Origin of the sequence: Demequina subtropica, assembly GCF_000971235.1 — a bacterium.
GTDB classification, from domain to species: domain Bacteria; phylum Actinomycetota; class Actinomycetes; order Actinomycetales; family Demequinaceae; genus Demequina; species Demequina subtropica.
Genome location: NZ_BBMB01000011.1, coordinates 284,472 through 297,696 on the forward strand (window position 1 = coordinate 284,472; position 13,225 = coordinate 297,696).

The following is a 13,225-nucleotide window of genomic DNA, read 5'->3' on the forward strand; positions in this document are numbered from 1 at the left end:
GGGACGATGCGCGGGCGGCCTAGCCGTTGTCGGCGAGCTCCTCCGCGGTCCAGGCGACGGGCCAGCCGTCCTCGGTCCAGCCGAGCTCTCGGATCGCGAGCTGGAAGTCGCCGCCCAGGGTCTCGTCGTAGTAGTGGAAGGCCAGGTAGCCGTGCGAGTAGGACTGGCCGCCGGGGCCGATCATGGTGCCGCGGGTCGACAGCAGCTCGTCGCCGCCGTCGTACATCATCTGGTTGCCCCAGCTGTCGAGGTAGGGCCCCGTGATGTCGGTGGAGCGGCCGACCGCGATCGAGTAGGTCGAGTCGGTGCCCTGACAGCACTTGTCGCGCGAGACGAACAGGTAGTAGTAGCCGTCCCGGTACATGAGGTAGGGCGCCTCGATCGCGTTGGTCGCGTTGTTGCGCGTCGCGATGGTGGTCGGCTCGGCGCCGTCGACGGGCTTCCCGCTGGGCCACTCGAGCTCCACCAGCTGGATGCCGCCCCAGAACGACCCGAAGGTCATCCACGGGGTGCCGTCCTCGGCGGTGACCACACCGGCGTCGATCGCGTTGAAGTTGTCCACCCCGGGGGTCGAGCGGATCACCATGCCCTGGTCGGTCCAGCCGTAGTCCGGGCTGTCGACGTCGAGCGTGGGGGAGGTCATGAGACCGATGACGGAGCCGTTGGTGCCGAACGTCGAGGCCGCGTAGTAGAGGTACCACGTGCCGTCGTGCTCGACCAGCTCGGGCGCCCAGAAGTTCTGGACTCCGGAGACCTCCTCGTAGACCCACTCCGGCCGCGTCGAGGCGGTCCACGCGGTGCCCACGTACTCCCACGTCTCGCCCGCGTCGGTCGAGCGGCGGATCTGGGGGGAGCCCAGGCCCTTCTGCACGTCCCCGGTCGAGTAGACGTACCAGTCCTCGCCGTCCTCGCCGACGACGAGCGCCGGGTCGTGGGTGTGGATGTCGCCCTCGAGCTCGAGCGCGGTCGCGGCGACCGCCTCCTCGGCCGGGCCCGCCGTCGCAGCGGTGCCCGAGCCATCGCCGTCGCCGTCGCCCCACGGGCTCCAGACCAGGACGCCGGCGCCGAGCGCTGCGACCGCCGCGGTGGCGACCGCGCCGATCACGATGCCGCGGCGGGCGCTCATGCGGTCGGGTCCAGCGCCACCCACGCGACGCCGTGCGCGGGAACGGTCGCCGTGAGCAGCCCGTCCACCACGGCGGCGGACTGACCCGGCCACAGGTCGGTCGCCGCGACGTCGACGATGCCGGTGCCCAGGATCGAGGGGAGCGCGACGCTCGCGTCGAACGGCGCGTCGCCGGTCCAGAACACCGCCGCGTAGACGCGGGAGGACGATGCGGAGCGCGCCGACCAGACGATGAGCTCGCCGCCCTCGAGGGGCTCGCGGAGCAGCTCGCGTCCGTCGACGGATCCCTGCAGGACCTCGGCGACCGCGGGCGTCGCCAGGAGGTCGAGCGTCTCGGGCGTGCTGGTCGGAAGGTCGCCGCCCACCATGAGGGGGGACCGGCCCATGCACCACAGGCTCAGCATCGTGCGCTGCTCGTCGAGCGTGAGGCGGCAGTCGCGCGGCTCGCCGCGCTCGGCGCGGATGCCGATGCGGCCCAGCGGGAGCATGTCGGCATCGGCCCAGCCGCCGGCCTGCTGGAACGGCGCCCAGCGCGCGAGGCGCGCGAACTGCGCGTGCACGTCCTCCCAGCGGTCCCAGAGGTCGTCCGAGATGCGCCACATCTGCGCGTTCTCGCGCAGGTGGGGCAGGTGCGCGGTGGACAGGTGCGTGCCGGGGGACAGCGACAGGGAGATGTCGCGGCCGGAGCGCTCGATGGCGCGCTGGTACGCGGCGATCTCGCGCTCGAAGTACGGCGCCTGCATGTCGTCGGCCTTGATGAAGTCCACGCCCCAGGCTGCGAACTGCGCGACCTGCGCGTCGTAGTACGCCTGCGCGCCCGGGTGGTCGTGGTCGAGCCCGTAGTTGTCGGGGTTCCACTGGCACACGTGCTCGAGGTCCGCCACGTCCTTCGCGGTGTAGTCCGTCCCGAGGACCGGCAGGTCCAGCTCGACGGCGAGGCGCGGGATGCCGCGCATGATGTGGAGGCCGAACTTCAGCCCGAGCGCGTGCACCTGGGAGGCGAGCGGGCCGAAGCCGGCACCGTCCGCCGCCGAGGGGAAGCGGTTGGGGGCCGGGACCTGGCGTCCGTAGGCGTCCAGCGTGAGCGGCGCATCGGCGTTGTAGCCGTGGGAGCGCGCGGTCGGGTCGTACCACGCGATGTCCACCACGACCGTGTCCCAGCCGTGCGGCAGGAGGCGCTCGGCCATCACCTGTGCGTTCGCGAGGACCTCGTCCTCGGTCACCGTGGTTCCGTAGCTGTCCCAGCTGTTCCAGCCCATGGGCGGTGTCGCGGCTCGCATGCGAGGCGTCCTCCTGTCTACATCGTTGTAAGTCAATCGTGCCCAAATCGGGCGGCGATCGTCAAACGGAGGGTACCGGTGCGAAGGTCCCACGCGGCTCGACAAACGGCCCATACGGGGGCGGAAAGCGCGCCGTACGTGCTCATTTGCCTGCGTCATCCCTGGCAGATCCGCTCCGAGCCAACGTGTTTCGGAATCGTAACCTGACCGACTTGACCGAGCGCCGTTTCCCGTGTCATTGTTCCATCGTTGTAAAGGCGCCGACAAAGGGTCGGTTCCAGAGCCTGGGGTCAACGACGACCAGGATGCGACGATCGCCTCATCAGGGCATCGTGGGATCCGGACACAAGACCTCACTCATCAACGATGATCAGGGAGGCAGGCAATGCGTAAGTTCAGGACAGCCGCCATCACCGCGACCATGGTGGGTGCGCTCACCCTCGCGGCGTGCAGCGGCGGCACCGGTGGCGACACCTCGGGTAGCCCCGAGCCCGACACCGCGGGTGGCGACGCCCCCAACGAGCTCACGTTCATGTTCCGTGGTGGCGAGTACGACAAGATCGCGTACGAGGCCGCCATCGAGAAGTTCGAGGAGGAGACGGGCGCCTCGGTGACGATGATCATCACCGACGCGGACCAGTACGCGACCAAGCTGCAGGCGGCCATCGCCGGCAACAAGGTCCCGGACGTCTTCTACATCGAGCCCGGCAAGATGATGGGCTACGTCTACGCGGACGTCCTCGCGGACCTCACCGAGTACGTGCCGCAGGAGACCATCGACAACATCTGGTCCTTCGGCACCGACGCCTACCGCTTCAACACCGAGACCGGTGCGCGCGGCGACTCGGCCGACCCGCTGTACGGCCTTCCCAAGGACGTCGGCCCGTTCGGCTTCGGCTACAACACCGTCCTCTTCGACGCGCTCGGCCTCGAGCACCCGTCGGCGGACGAGCCGCTGACCTTCGACGAGTTCGTGGCGCTCTGCCAGGAGCTCACGCAGTCCGACAAGCTCGACTACGAGACCTGGGGCACCGGCCTCAACGTGGTCTGGAACTCGCAGGCCTTCATCTGGGGCGCCGGCGCGGACTGGATCTCCGAGGACCAGAAGACCGTCACGGTCGACACCCCGGAGTTCGCCGAGGCGCTGCAGTGGTTCGCCGACCTGGGCCTCGTCGAGGGCGTGACCCCGTCGGCCGAGCAGGCGCAGACGCTCGACACGTACCAGCGCTGGATGGCCGGCGAGATCGGCTTCTTCCCGGTCGCCCCGTGGGACATCGCGACGTACAACTCGGTCGCGGAGGAGAACCCCGACAAGTTCGGCTACGACGTGATCCCCTACCCCGTCGCCAACGAGGGTGACGACTGGTCGACCTGGCTCGGCTCGCTCGGCATCGCGGTGTCGGAGAACTCGAAGAACAAGGAGCTCGCGGCCCAGCTCGCGACCTACCTGTCGACCGACCTCGACGCGCAGAAGATCCTCGCGGAGAACAAGGTCCAGATCCCGAACCTGATCGACTACGCGACCGGCGAGTGGATCGAGACCGACGCGCCAGCCGCCGGCTGGCCCGCCAACACCAAGGCGTTCCTCGAGATCGCCGAGGAGAAGGGCCGCCCGCTGCCCGGCGTGTGGACCTACACCCCGGAGTGGTACGACAACTTCTGGGTCAACATCACCCGAGTCGTCGACACCGGTGACCAGAGCGCTGCGGACTTCCTCGCGGAGGTCCAGCCTCAGATGCAGCAGCTGCTCGACCAGTCGTGGATCAGCGCCGACCAGGCGAAGGCCAACGGCTGATAGCAGGAACGTAGGGAGGGGCCGGCGCTCCGGCGCCGGCCCCCACCCTCGCGATGAAGTAAGGACAGATCATGGCGACAACGGCTCCCCCCGCCGAGTCCACCACCGTGTGGACCAAGGAGGACGCGAAGGCGTCCCGGAAGGCCAACAACAAGCTTCACCGGAGGGAGCACGCCTGGGCGGCGGCCTTCATGGCCCCGCCCGTGATCGGGTGGATCGCCTTCCTGCTCTTCCCGCTCGGATTCTCGGTCTACGCCTCGCTGACCAACTGGAACGGCATCGGCAACATGACCTTCATCGGTCTCGACAACTACACGAGGCTGCTGCAGGACCAGTACTTCTGGAAGGCCCTGTGGAACACGGTCTTCTACATGATCGGCATCCCGATCGGCCTCGCCCTCTCGCTCGCGCTCGCGCTCGCGCTGAGCCGCAAGATCCGTGGCCGCACCTTCTTCCGAACCGTGTACTACATCCCGGTCATCTCGTCGCTCGCCGCGGTCGCCATCCTCTGGCAGTGGGCCTACAACGGCGACTTCGGCCTGGTGAACCAGGCGCTGGGCCTCATCGGCATCGAGGGCCCGAACTGGCTCATGGACAAGGACTGGGCCAAGCCCGCGCTGATCATCATGGCCGTGTGGAAGGGCCTCGGCTACTCCACGCTGCTCTACCTCGCCGCCGTCCAGGCGGTCCCGCGCTCGCTGTACGAGGCCGCCGCCCTTGACGGCGCCTCCAGCTGGAAGCGCTTCACCAAGATCACGTGGCCGATGGTGCAGCCCGTCACGTTCTTCCTCGTGGTGACCAACATCATCGCGGGCTCCATGATCTTCACCGAGATCAACATCATGACCCCGACGGGCGGACCCGAGTGGAGCACGGCCTCCCTGGTCTGGTACGTCTGGAACCAGGCGTTCCGGAACCTCCAGATGGGCTATGCGACCGCGATGGCGCTGGTGCTGGGAATCCTGGTCCTCATCGTCACGGTGATCCAGTTCCGCATCAACCGTGCCAACGACTTCTCGATCGACTGAGGCGAAGGAGATACTGCGATGAGCCTCAACCAGAACACCGCGCGCTCCGCCTCGAGCGCGATCGCCGACACCGCCGCGGACAGCGGCCGCCGGCTTCCACAGCAGCGCGGCATCCTCAAGCGCAAGGCCGCGACCCAGGAGAGCCCCGCGGTCAACCTGGTCCTCACCATCATCCTGTCGTTCGGCGCGATCATCATGGCCGCCCCGCTCGTGTGGATGGTCTCGACCTCGCTCAAGACCAAGGAAGGCGTCTACTCGCTCCCTCCGGAGTGGATCCCCGACCCCTTCGTGTGGGACACCTACGCCCGCGTCTTCGACGACACGTACGTCCTCTCCGGCATCAAGAACTCGCTGATCGTCGCGCTCTCCGTGACCATCGTCGGCACGCTGTTCTCCTCGCTCGCGGCCTTCGCCCTCGCGAAGCTCCGCCTGCCGGGCAAGAACGCGATCTTCCTCATGCTGCTGTCCGGCATGATGGTGCCGTTCCCGACGCTGATGATCCCGCAGTTCGTGATGTTCTCGAAGATCGGCTGGGTCGACACCCTGCTGCCGCTGATCATCCCGGTGATCCTGGGCAACGTCATCATGATCTTCTTCCTCCGCCAGTACCTGCACAACGTGCCGGACTCGCTGGTCGAGGCCGCGAAGATCGATGGTGCGAGCTACCTCAAGATCTTCTGGACCATGATGTTCCCGCTCATGCGCCCCGCGATCGCCGCGCAGTTCATCCTGTGGTTCATGGCGGTGTGGAACGACTACCTCGCGCCGATCATCTACCTGAACTCGCCCGAGAAGCAGACCCTGCAGGTGGTCATCGCGAACATGAACGTCCAGTACGCGACGCAGCGCGACTACCCGCTCATCATGGCGGCGTCGGTCATCTCCGTCATCCCGATCCTCATCGTCTTCCTGATCTTCCAGCGTCAGATCATCGAGTCGATCGCCCTGACCGGATCGAAGACCTGACATGAGCAACGAGCACGCGGCCCCGGCAGACGCCGGGGCCGCGGGCCTTTCACGGCCCGAACCGTCCACGTGGGGCGCCCGCAACTCCCACGACCCGACCGCCGTGCGCGACGACGACGGCGTGTACTGGCTCTTCTCGACCGATGCCGATGCGGACGGCCCGCTCCGTGCGGCCGGTGCCCAGATCCGCCGCTCGACCGACCTGGTGACCTGGGAGTTCGTGGGCTGCGCGCTCGACGGCGTCCCGGGCCCGGCCCGCGAGCACGCGGGCGCCGAGGGCCTCTGGGCCCCCGACGTGGTCCGCGTCGAGACCGCCGGCGGTGTGGAGTGGCGCATGTACTACTCCGCGTCCTCGTTCGGGTCGCGGACCTCCGCGATCGGGCTCGCCGTCGCGCCGCACCCGAGCGGACCGTGGGAGGACCGCGGGATCGTCGTCGCGACCGAGCACGATCGCGACGGTCACAACGCCATCGACGCGCAGCTCGTCATCGACGGCGACCGGAACCACCTGGTGTACGGCTCGTTCTTCGGCGGCCTGCACATCTTCGAGATCGACCCGGCGACGGGCTTCGCCCTCGACGCTCCCGCCCCGGCACCCGGACAACACGGCGCTCCCGCATCGTCCTTCGGGACGCTCATCGCGCGGCGTCCCAAGTCCGTCGACACCGCGATCGAGGGGCCGTACATCGTGCCTCGCCCCGGCGGGGGCTGGGCGCTGATCGTGTCCTACGACTCCCTGGTGAGCACGTACCACGTGCGGGTGGCGGTCTCCGATGACCTCTACGGACCGTATGTGGACCCGGCGGGCCACGAGATGACCGACCTCGACGCCGACCCCGAGGCCGTGGGCCTCACGGTGCTCGCGAGCCACCGGCTCGAGGGCGCCGCGCGCGGGATCCTCGCGCCCGGCCACGCGGCCGTGCTGACCGAGCCGACCCATCAGCTGCTGGTCCACCACACGCGCTTCGACGAGACCCCGCGTCAGCACGAGGTCCAGGTGCGTCGCCTGGTGTGGACCCACGGCGGGTGGCCGCTCGTGTCCGTCCAGACCTGGGCTGGCGAGCGCGAGGACGATGACGAGGCCGGCTGGCCCTCGGACGTCGCGGTGCTCGCCGGCGAGTGGGAGATCGTGGACTATGCGGGTCCCACCCAGGAGGTCGTGGGGTCGCGGCGCGTCAGCGTGGGCGAGACCGAGCTCGCGGGCCTCGTCGCGCGCGGCGCGGGACGCTTCACGCGCGACGGGGAGGCGCCGGTGGATGCGGTGGTGTTCCCCGCGTGGGATGCGGTGCGCGATCGCGCGACGCTGTCCTTCGCCGCGCGTGGGCCCCAGGGCACGGTGCTGGTCGGTACTCGGGTGGGATGATGGCTGTCGTGGCGGAACGTAATCCCGACGACAGGCGGCGCGAGCGCGACAAGGCGCGCATGCGGCTCGAGGGCTCGCCCGCGGACATCAGCGAGGTGCCCGGCTGGACCGGCCGGCTCATGGTGTGGATGCGCGTGGTCGCGCACCTGGTCGCCATCCAGCTGATGATGATCGCGGGAACGGTGCTCGGCCTCGTCATCGTGGGCCTGGGGCCCGCGACCGTCGCGGGAGCTGGACTGCTCCGGCGCATCGTCGACGGCGACCCGTCCGATGCGCTGTGGGGCGACTTCTGGCGCGCCTACCGCGCGGAGCTGCCGCGCGCCGCGATCGTCACCGCCCCGTTCATGGGGGTGATCGCGCTCGCGTGGTACGAGCTGCTGGTGCTGCTCGCATACGGCGGCGACATGGTGACGACCATCCTGTCAGGTGCCGTCATCGCGCTCGGGGCCTACGCCGTCGCCTGCCTCGGGTACGCGCCGCATGTGCTGCGTCGCTACGAGGACCCCGCGGTGCGGACGCTGCGCTTCGTCGCGGTCGCGCCCCTGCTCTCGCCCCTGACCGCGCTCGGCTGCGCGATCACGGTGATCGCGCTCACGGTGATCGGCATCAAGTTCATCCCGGTCATGCTGCTCATCGGCCTCTCCGTGCCGTTGCTGCTCACCGGGCTCATCGTGGACCGCTGGCTCGACAAGGTCGACGCGCGAGGTGCGGTGGCCTGAGGCGCGTATCGCCCGCGCCCTCCGGAAGTGGTAGGTGAGTGTCGGATCTCTGCGATCTGGACACCGCAGTGGTGCGCCATTGTCGGCACGCCGCCCCGCGCGACAACCAGCCACCACTGCGAGGTGAGAACCTCGCGAGACCGACCACCACCTACCACTTCGGTGGAAGGCGAAGGCGGCGGCTCAGACCCCGGTCGACTCCCGCGGCACCACGGTGAAGTCCGCGATCACGCGGCGGTAGGGATCGCCGCCGCCGGCGATGCGCGCGAGCAGCAGGTCGACGGCCTCCTGCGCGATCTGCTCGCGCCCGGGGGAGATCGACGAGAGCGTGGGGGACGTGTACGCCGCGTCCTCGATGTCGTCGAAGCCGATCACGGCGACCGGGTCCGGCACGTCGATGCCGCGTGCGTGGAGCGCGTGGAGCGCGCCGAGCGCGAGCGCATCGTTGAGGCCGAAGATCGCGTCGAACTCCACGCCCGACTCGACGAGCCTCGCGACGCAGTCCGCACCCGTGGCGCGGTGCCACAGGCCACCCTCGACGATGAGCGCGGGGTCGAGCGGGATGCCGTTCGCGGCCAGCGCCGCCTGATAGCCCAGCACGCGCAGCGCCGCGGAGCCCATCGTCTCCCCGGCGTGCGCGCCGATGACGGCGATGCGCCGGCGGCCCTGGTCGATGAGGTGCTGCGTCGCCGCGCGCGCCGCGTCGACGTTGTTCATGGTGACGTGGTCCCAGTCGCCGCCGAAGATGCGCTCGCCCAGCACCACGAGCGGGTAGTCGACCTTGAGCGCATCGGCGTCGTCGGGTCCCAGCTCGAGGGGGGAGAAGATCAGCCCGTCCGTGAGCTGGCGGCGGTCCGACGTGAGCACGTCGAGCTCGTGCTGACGGTCCGCGCCGGTCTGCTCGATGAGCACCACCACGCCGCGGGCCTCCGCCGCGCGGATCACGGAGTCCGCGAGCTCGGCGAAGTACGGCAGCGAGAGCTCGGGGAGCGCGAGGCCGATGATGCCGGTGCGGCCCTGGCGCAGGCTGCGCGCCGACAGGTTCATCCGGTAGCCGAGCTCGTCGATGGCCTTCTGGACCTTCTCGCGCGTCGCCGGACGGATATGCGGATAGTCGTTGACCACGTTCGACACGGTCTTGACCGACACACCGGCCGCCGCGGCCACGTCGTGCATCGTCACCGTGCCACGCACACCCGAGCCGCTCACGTGGTCGAGACCTCCTCGTCGACGGGGATCCACACCCGCATCGCGCCGCCCGCGCGGTTCGCCCAGCGGGCGTACGGGATGGCGCGCAGGGCGATCCTTCCCGGAAGCATGCCAGAAGCGGCCGTCGCGCGCGAGGACCGGGGCAGCGCCGTGAGCGGCGGCAGTCCGTCGGTCCCGCGGACGATGCCCTCGGCGAGCACCGTCGCGCCGGCACGCAGCGATGCGACGCCCGGTCCCACGCGCGGCGCGACGGCCAGGTCCAGCCGGATGTCCTCGAGCGCGACGCCGGGCGGCAGGTCGGCCTGCTCGAGGCAGAAGACCACGGGCCCGCGGCGCAGCGCGGCGGTGCCGCGGACGGCGTCCACCCGCGGGTGCGGGTCGAGCACGTCGACGGGCATGGGGAGCACGAGCACCAGGCGATGGGTCCCGGGCGCGAGCCTCACCCGCGCGTACCCGTCGGCACCGCCGCGCGCCTCCCTCTCCGCGCCGTCCACGTCGAGCATCGCGCCGATGCACCACCCGGGGATCCGCAGCGCGAGCTCCTCGAGGGGGCCGTCGACGTCGATCTCGATGCGCCCGTCCCAGGGGTACGCGGTCGCGAGGCTCAGCGTGGTCGCGCCGATGCGCACCGTCCCCGCCCCGTACAGGTGGAGGCGCGCGCGGCGCTCCGTGCCCGTGGCGACGTACGCGCCCAGCGAGGAGACCAGGCGTGCGAGGTTCGGCGGGCAGCACGCGCAGCCGTACCAGTCGCGCCGGGACGATGCGGTGTTCTCGCCCGCGCCGTCGTGACCCGTGCGCACCTGGAGCGGGTTCGAGTAGAAGAACGTCCTCCCGTCGACGCCGATCCCGGCCGCGATCGCGTTGTGGAGCGCCCGCTCCATCGCGTCGGCGTGGCGTCCGTCGCCCGTCGCGAGCAGCATGCGCCAGTTCCACTGGAAGGAGGCGATGGCGGCGCAGGTCTCGGCGTACGCGCGGTCCGGCGGCAGCTCGTAGGGCTCGCCGAAGGACTCGTCGCGGTGGCGCGAGCCCATGCCGCCGGTCACGTACTCCTTGGTGCCATGCGCCGAGCGCCACAGCGCGGCGAGCGCCTCGCGGAGGCCCGGATCGTCGACCTCGGCCGCGGCATCGGCCATCCCGGCGGCGAGGTAGAGCTGGCGCACGGCGTGCCCGGTCGCCTCGCGCGCCTCCCGCACGGGCGCGTGGTCCTGGAAGTACGAGGGCTCGAGGGGCGCGCTCCCGAGCGCGCCCGCGCCGCGGCGGTCGAGCATCGCGAGAGCGGTGTCGAGGTAGGCGCGCTCGCCCGTGTGGCGGTACAGCTCGACCAGGGCCGTCTCGACCTCGGGGTGGCCGCAGTAGCCGTCCTCGCGGGTGCAGGCCGGGCCGAACGTGGCCACGGCCAGGTCCGCGAAGCGTCGTGCGACGCGCATGAGGTCGGACGCTCCCGTCGCGCGCTCGCGGGCGACGGCCGCCTGGATCAGGTGGCCCAGCAGGTAGAGCTCGTGTCCCCAGCGCATGTCCGTCCAGGGCTCGCCTTCCATGCCCTGGACGTGCGAGTCGAGGTAGCCGTCGTCGGCCTGCGCGGCGGCGAGCAGCGCGGCGGCGTCGCGGGACCAGGGCTCCCATGGCAGCTCGGCGGGGATGCGCGCGGACTCCCACGCGATCGCCTCGAGCGTCTTGTAGAGGTCGGAGTCCGCGAAGTGCGGGCCGCGGAACGGCGCGTCGGAGGCCCCCGTAAGGCGGCGCAGGTTGTCGAGGACCCCCGTCGACTCGAGCCGCGCGATCACGTGGGGGAGGGTCTGCTCGCGGTTGAGGTGCTGCCAGGCGCCGAGCTCGTGCTCGGGGGCGAGCGTCACGGCGGCGAGCGGCAGCGGCGTGAGGTCATGCGCGGCCACGGCCGAGGGCGTGGCGGGGGCACAGACGTCATGCGTGCGGACCATTGACAAGGCTCCTCCTTGAGCGCGGCGTCGGGGACGTCTTTGCAACGATGTAAAGACTACCCTGCGAGGCGCGATCGCACACGGGACGTCTCGGACGAAGCGCTGGCTGCACGGGTTGTGCAGGCGTGCGCGGCGGGAGACGATGCGCGGATGGACACCTCGAACCTCCGCATCGGCGTCATCCTCGGCTCCACGCGTCCGCGCCGGCGCGGCGAATCGGTGGCCGGCTGGGTGCTCGACCAGGCCGAGCATCGCGGCGCGACCTACGAGCTGATCGACCTGCGCGACCACCCGCTGCCGCTCCTCGATGAGCCCGCCGCCGCGTCGACCGGCGACTACACGCACGCGCACACGCGGATCTGGGCGGCGGTGATCGCGCGCTACGACGGGTTCGTATTCGTGTGCCCGGAGTACAACCACGGGCTCCCCGGGGCCCTCAAGAACGCGATCGACTACCTCTGGGCCGAGTGGCTCGACAAGGCCGCCGCGATCGTCTCGTACGGCAACGGCGAGGGTCTGCGATCCGCCGAGCACCTGCGCGGCGTGCTGAGCGCCGTGGGGATCGCGCACGTGCGCCCGCAGACCACGCTGTCCAACCGCGCGGACTTCGACGGCTACACCGCGACGCCGAACGAGCATCACGAGCACGGTCTCGCCACGATGCTCGAGGACCTGGAGCTGTGGGCGGGCGCGATGCGCGAGGTGCGCGCGCAGAGGTGATGCCTCGCCATGGCATCGCCGCGAGGATCGTGTGATCCTGCTGTGGTCCTGTCCCGCACTCCAGGTCGCACCGGGAGGCCGTCATGACCGCACCCCTCGACTCCGCCGACGAGCCTGATCGCACGGGCGCGTTCGAGGCCGCGCAGGTGCCCGAGCCGTCGCCCGAGCCGTCGCCCGAGCCTGAACCGGACGGTGTGGCCGAGCCCGAACCTGGCGAGCACAGCACGGCGTTCACAGTGGTCGCCGGGATCGTCGCGGTGCTCGCGATCGGTGCCGCGTGGTTCGGGATCTGGCAGCTCATCGACGTGGTCGGGCTCGCGGACGCCCCGCGACAGGTCCGCAAGGGCGTGGAGCTCAACGGGACCTGGAGCGAGCGCATGCTCGGCACCGTGGTGCTCCTGATGCTCGCGCTCGGCGTCGCGCTGCTGGTGATCGCGGCGTTCCTGGGCGCACTCGAGACCCGCGGTCGTCTGCGCAGGGCCGCGCGCACCGCGCGCATGCTTGCGGCGGAGGGCCTGACGGTGGACGATGCGGTGCCCAAGGTGGTCGAGGCGATGCGCGGCTCGCGCGCGGTGGTGGTGATCGCCGTGGTGGGGGCGGTGGTGATCGCGGTCGCGGGGTGGGCCGCGCTGGGGCTCGGACCGGCCGGCGAGTAGCCGACGGTCCCGATCAGGCCTTCGGGGCGCGCAGGATCGAGGTAATGCGCTTGCCGCGCGCGACCTCGTCCACCAGCTTGTCCATCCAGCGGATCTGCTGCATGAGCGGGTCCTCGATCTCCTCGACGCGGACGCCGCAGATCACGCCCGTGATGAGGTCCGCGTGGGCGTTCATCGCGGGTGCGCTCGCGAAGAACTGCTCGACCGTGCGCTCGTCGGCGACCGCCTCCGCGAGGGTCTCCTCGCTGTAGCCGGTGAGCCAGGTCAGCACCGTGTGGAGCTCCTCGACGGTGTGGCCCTTGCGCTCGACCTTCTTCACGTACTCGGGGTAGATGCGCGCGAAGCTCATGTCGAAGATCTTGTGGCGGGGCATGGGGTCAGGGTAGACGGTGCCGTGCGGCGGCTACACGCGGCGGGGGTGCGCCA

12 protein-coding genes are annotated in these 13,225 nt (G+C 70.4%); 7 read left to right on the top strand and 5 right to left on the bottom strand.

Annotation, left to right across the window (positions count from 1 at the left end):
* Nucleotides 1-19: 19 nt before the first annotated feature.
* Both AOM06_RS11000 and AOM06_RS11005 read right to left on the bottom strand, forming a co-directional pair.
* Nucleotides 20-1,126 carry an arabinan endo-1,5-alpha-L-arabinosidase gene (locus AOM06_RS11000; RefSeq protein ID WP_082105508.1) on the bottom strand — a complete coding sequence of 369 codons (1,107 nt, stop codon included), beginning with the start codon at nucleotides 1,124-1,126 and terminating at the stop codon, nucleotides 20-22.
* The gene (locus AOM06_RS11005; RefSeq protein WP_228372933.1) at nucleotides 1,123-2,406 is read right to left on the bottom strand and encodes a glycoside hydrolase family 27 protein; all 1,284 of its coding nucleotides are present in this window, start codon (nucleotides 2,404-2,406) and stop codon (nucleotides 1,123-1,125) included. The genes AOM06_RS11000 and AOM06_RS11005 overlap by 4 nt, the downstream gene beginning before the upstream one ends.
* A 385-nt stretch (nucleotides 2,407-2,791) precedes the next feature.
* On the opposite strand from AOM06_RS11005, the gene AOM06_RS11010 reads away from it, so the two are divergent.
* The 5 genes from AOM06_RS11010 (at nucleotide 2,792) to AOM06_RS11030 (ending at nucleotide 8,277) form a co-directional block, all read left to right on the top strand.
* Nucleotides 2,792-4,201, top strand: coding sequence for an ABC transporter substrate-binding protein (locus AOM06_RS11010; protein WP_062305874.1), 1,410 nt, complete (start codon nucleotides 2,792-2,794; stop codon nucleotides 4,199-4,201).
* 71 nt (nucleotides 4,202-4,272) lie between these two features.
* Complete coding sequence (locus tag AOM06_RS11015) at nucleotides 4,273-5,229, top strand: carbohydrate ABC transporter permease (RefSeq protein ID WP_082105509.1); 957 nt, start codon at nucleotides 4,273-4,275, stop codon at nucleotides 5,227-5,229.
* Between the two features lie 18 nt (nucleotides 5,230-5,247).
* Entirely contained in the window at nucleotides 5,248-6,195 is a 948-nt protein-coding gene (locus AOM06_RS11020; protein WP_228372934.1) for a carbohydrate ABC transporter permease, read from the top strand.
* A gap of 1 nt (nucleotide 6,196) precedes the next feature.
* Nucleotides 6,197-7,558: an arabinan endo-1,5-alpha-L-arabinosidase gene (locus AOM06_RS11025; protein WP_062305877.1), complete on the top strand. Its 1,362-nt coding sequence runs from the start codon at nucleotides 6,197-6,199 to the stop codon at nucleotides 7,556-7,558.
* An 8-nt stretch (nucleotides 7,559-7,566) separates the two neighbouring features.
* Nucleotides 7,567-8,277: a YesL family protein gene (locus AOM06_RS11030; protein WP_062305880.1), complete on the top strand. Its 711-nt coding sequence runs from the start codon at nucleotides 7,567-7,569 to the stop codon at nucleotides 8,275-8,277.
* A gap of 183 nt (nucleotides 8,278-8,460) precedes the next feature.
* Here the strand turns inward: AOM06_RS11030 and AOM06_RS11035 are convergent, their stop codons facing one another.
* Together AOM06_RS11035 and AOM06_RS11040 are read right to left on the bottom strand one after the other, a co-directional pair.
* The gene (locus AOM06_RS11035) at nucleotides 8,461-9,453 is read right to left on the bottom strand and encodes a LacI family DNA-binding transcriptional regulator (protein ID WP_062306059.1); all 993 of its coding nucleotides are present in this window, start codon (nucleotides 9,451-9,453) and stop codon (nucleotides 8,461-8,463) included.
* A gap of 29 nt (nucleotides 9,454-9,482) precedes the next feature.
* A complete protein-coding gene (locus AOM06_RS11040) occupies nucleotides 9,483-11,423 on the bottom strand; it encodes a glycoside hydrolase family 127 protein (protein ID WP_062305882.1) in 1,941 nt (646 codons plus the stop codon).
* Nucleotides 11,424-11,573: 150 nt separating this feature from the next.
* Between AOM06_RS11040 and AOM06_RS11045 the strand changes: the two genes are divergently transcribed.
* Both AOM06_RS11045 and AOM06_RS11050 read left to right on the top strand, forming a co-directional pair.
* Complete coding sequence (locus tag AOM06_RS11045) at nucleotides 11,574-12,143, top strand: NADPH-dependent FMN reductase (protein ID WP_062305884.1); 570 nt, start codon at nucleotides 11,574-11,576, stop codon at nucleotides 12,141-12,143.
* 83 nt (nucleotides 12,144-12,226) lie between these two features.
* Complete coding sequence (locus tag AOM06_RS11050) at nucleotides 12,227-12,799, top strand: hypothetical protein (RefSeq protein WP_062305887.1); 573 nt, start codon at nucleotides 12,227-12,229, stop codon at nucleotides 12,797-12,799.
* A gap of 13 nt (nucleotides 12,800-12,812) precedes the next feature.
* Here the strand turns inward: AOM06_RS11050 and AOM06_RS11055 are convergent, their stop codons facing one another.
* On the bottom strand, nucleotides 12,813-13,172 hold the full coding sequence (locus AOM06_RS11055; RefSeq protein ID WP_062305889.1) for a DUF2200 domain-containing protein: 360 nt from the start codon (nucleotides 13,170-13,172) through the stop codon (nucleotides 12,813-12,815).
* Nucleotides 13,173-13,225 lie beyond the last annotated feature (53 nt).

Excerpts from the sequence above, each read along its gene's own strand:
- AOM06_RS11015 (WP_082105509.1), top strand. The coding sequence starts at position 4,273 with ATGGCGACAACGGCTCCCCCCGCCGAGTCCACCACCGTGTGGACCAAG.
- AOM06_RS11020 (WP_228372934.1), top strand. The coding sequence starts at position 5,248 with ATGAGCCTCAACCAGAACACCGCGCGCTCCGCCTCGAGCGCGATCGCC.
- AOM06_RS11005 (WP_228372933.1), bottom strand. The coding sequence starts at position 2,406 with ATGCGAGCCGCGACACCGCCCATGGGCTGGAACAGCTGGGACAGCTAC.
- AOM06_RS11045 (WP_062305884.1), top strand. The coding sequence starts at position 11,574 with ATGGACACCTCGAACCTCCGCATCGGCGTCATCCTCGGCTCCACGCGT.
- AOM06_RS11025 (WP_062305877.1), top strand. The coding sequence starts at position 6,197 with ATGAGCAACGAGCACGCGGCCCCGGCAGACGCCGGGGCCGCGGGCCTT.
- AOM06_RS11040 (WP_062305882.1), bottom strand. The coding sequence starts at position 11,423 with ATGGTCCGCACGCATGACGTCTGTGCCCCCGCCACGCCCTCGGCCGTG.
- AOM06_RS11055 (WP_062305889.1), bottom strand. The coding sequence starts at position 13,172 with ATGCCCCGCCACAAGATCTTCGACATGAGCTTCGCGCGCATCTACCCC.
- AOM06_RS11050 (WP_062305887.1), top strand. The coding sequence starts at position 12,227 with ATGACCGCACCCCTCGACTCCGCCGACGAGCCTGATCGCACGGGCGCG.
- AOM06_RS11035 (WP_062306059.1), bottom strand. The coding sequence starts at position 9,453 with ATGCACGACGTGGCCGCGGCGGCCGGTGTGTCGGTCAAGACCGTGTCG.
- AOM06_RS11000 (WP_082105508.1), bottom strand. The coding sequence starts at position 1,126 with ATGAGCGCCCGCCGCGGCATCGTGATCGGCGCGGTCGCCACCGCGGCG.
- AOM06_RS11010 (WP_062305874.1), top strand. The coding sequence starts at position 2,792 with ATGCGTAAGTTCAGGACAGCCGCCATCACCGCGACCATGGTGGGTGCG.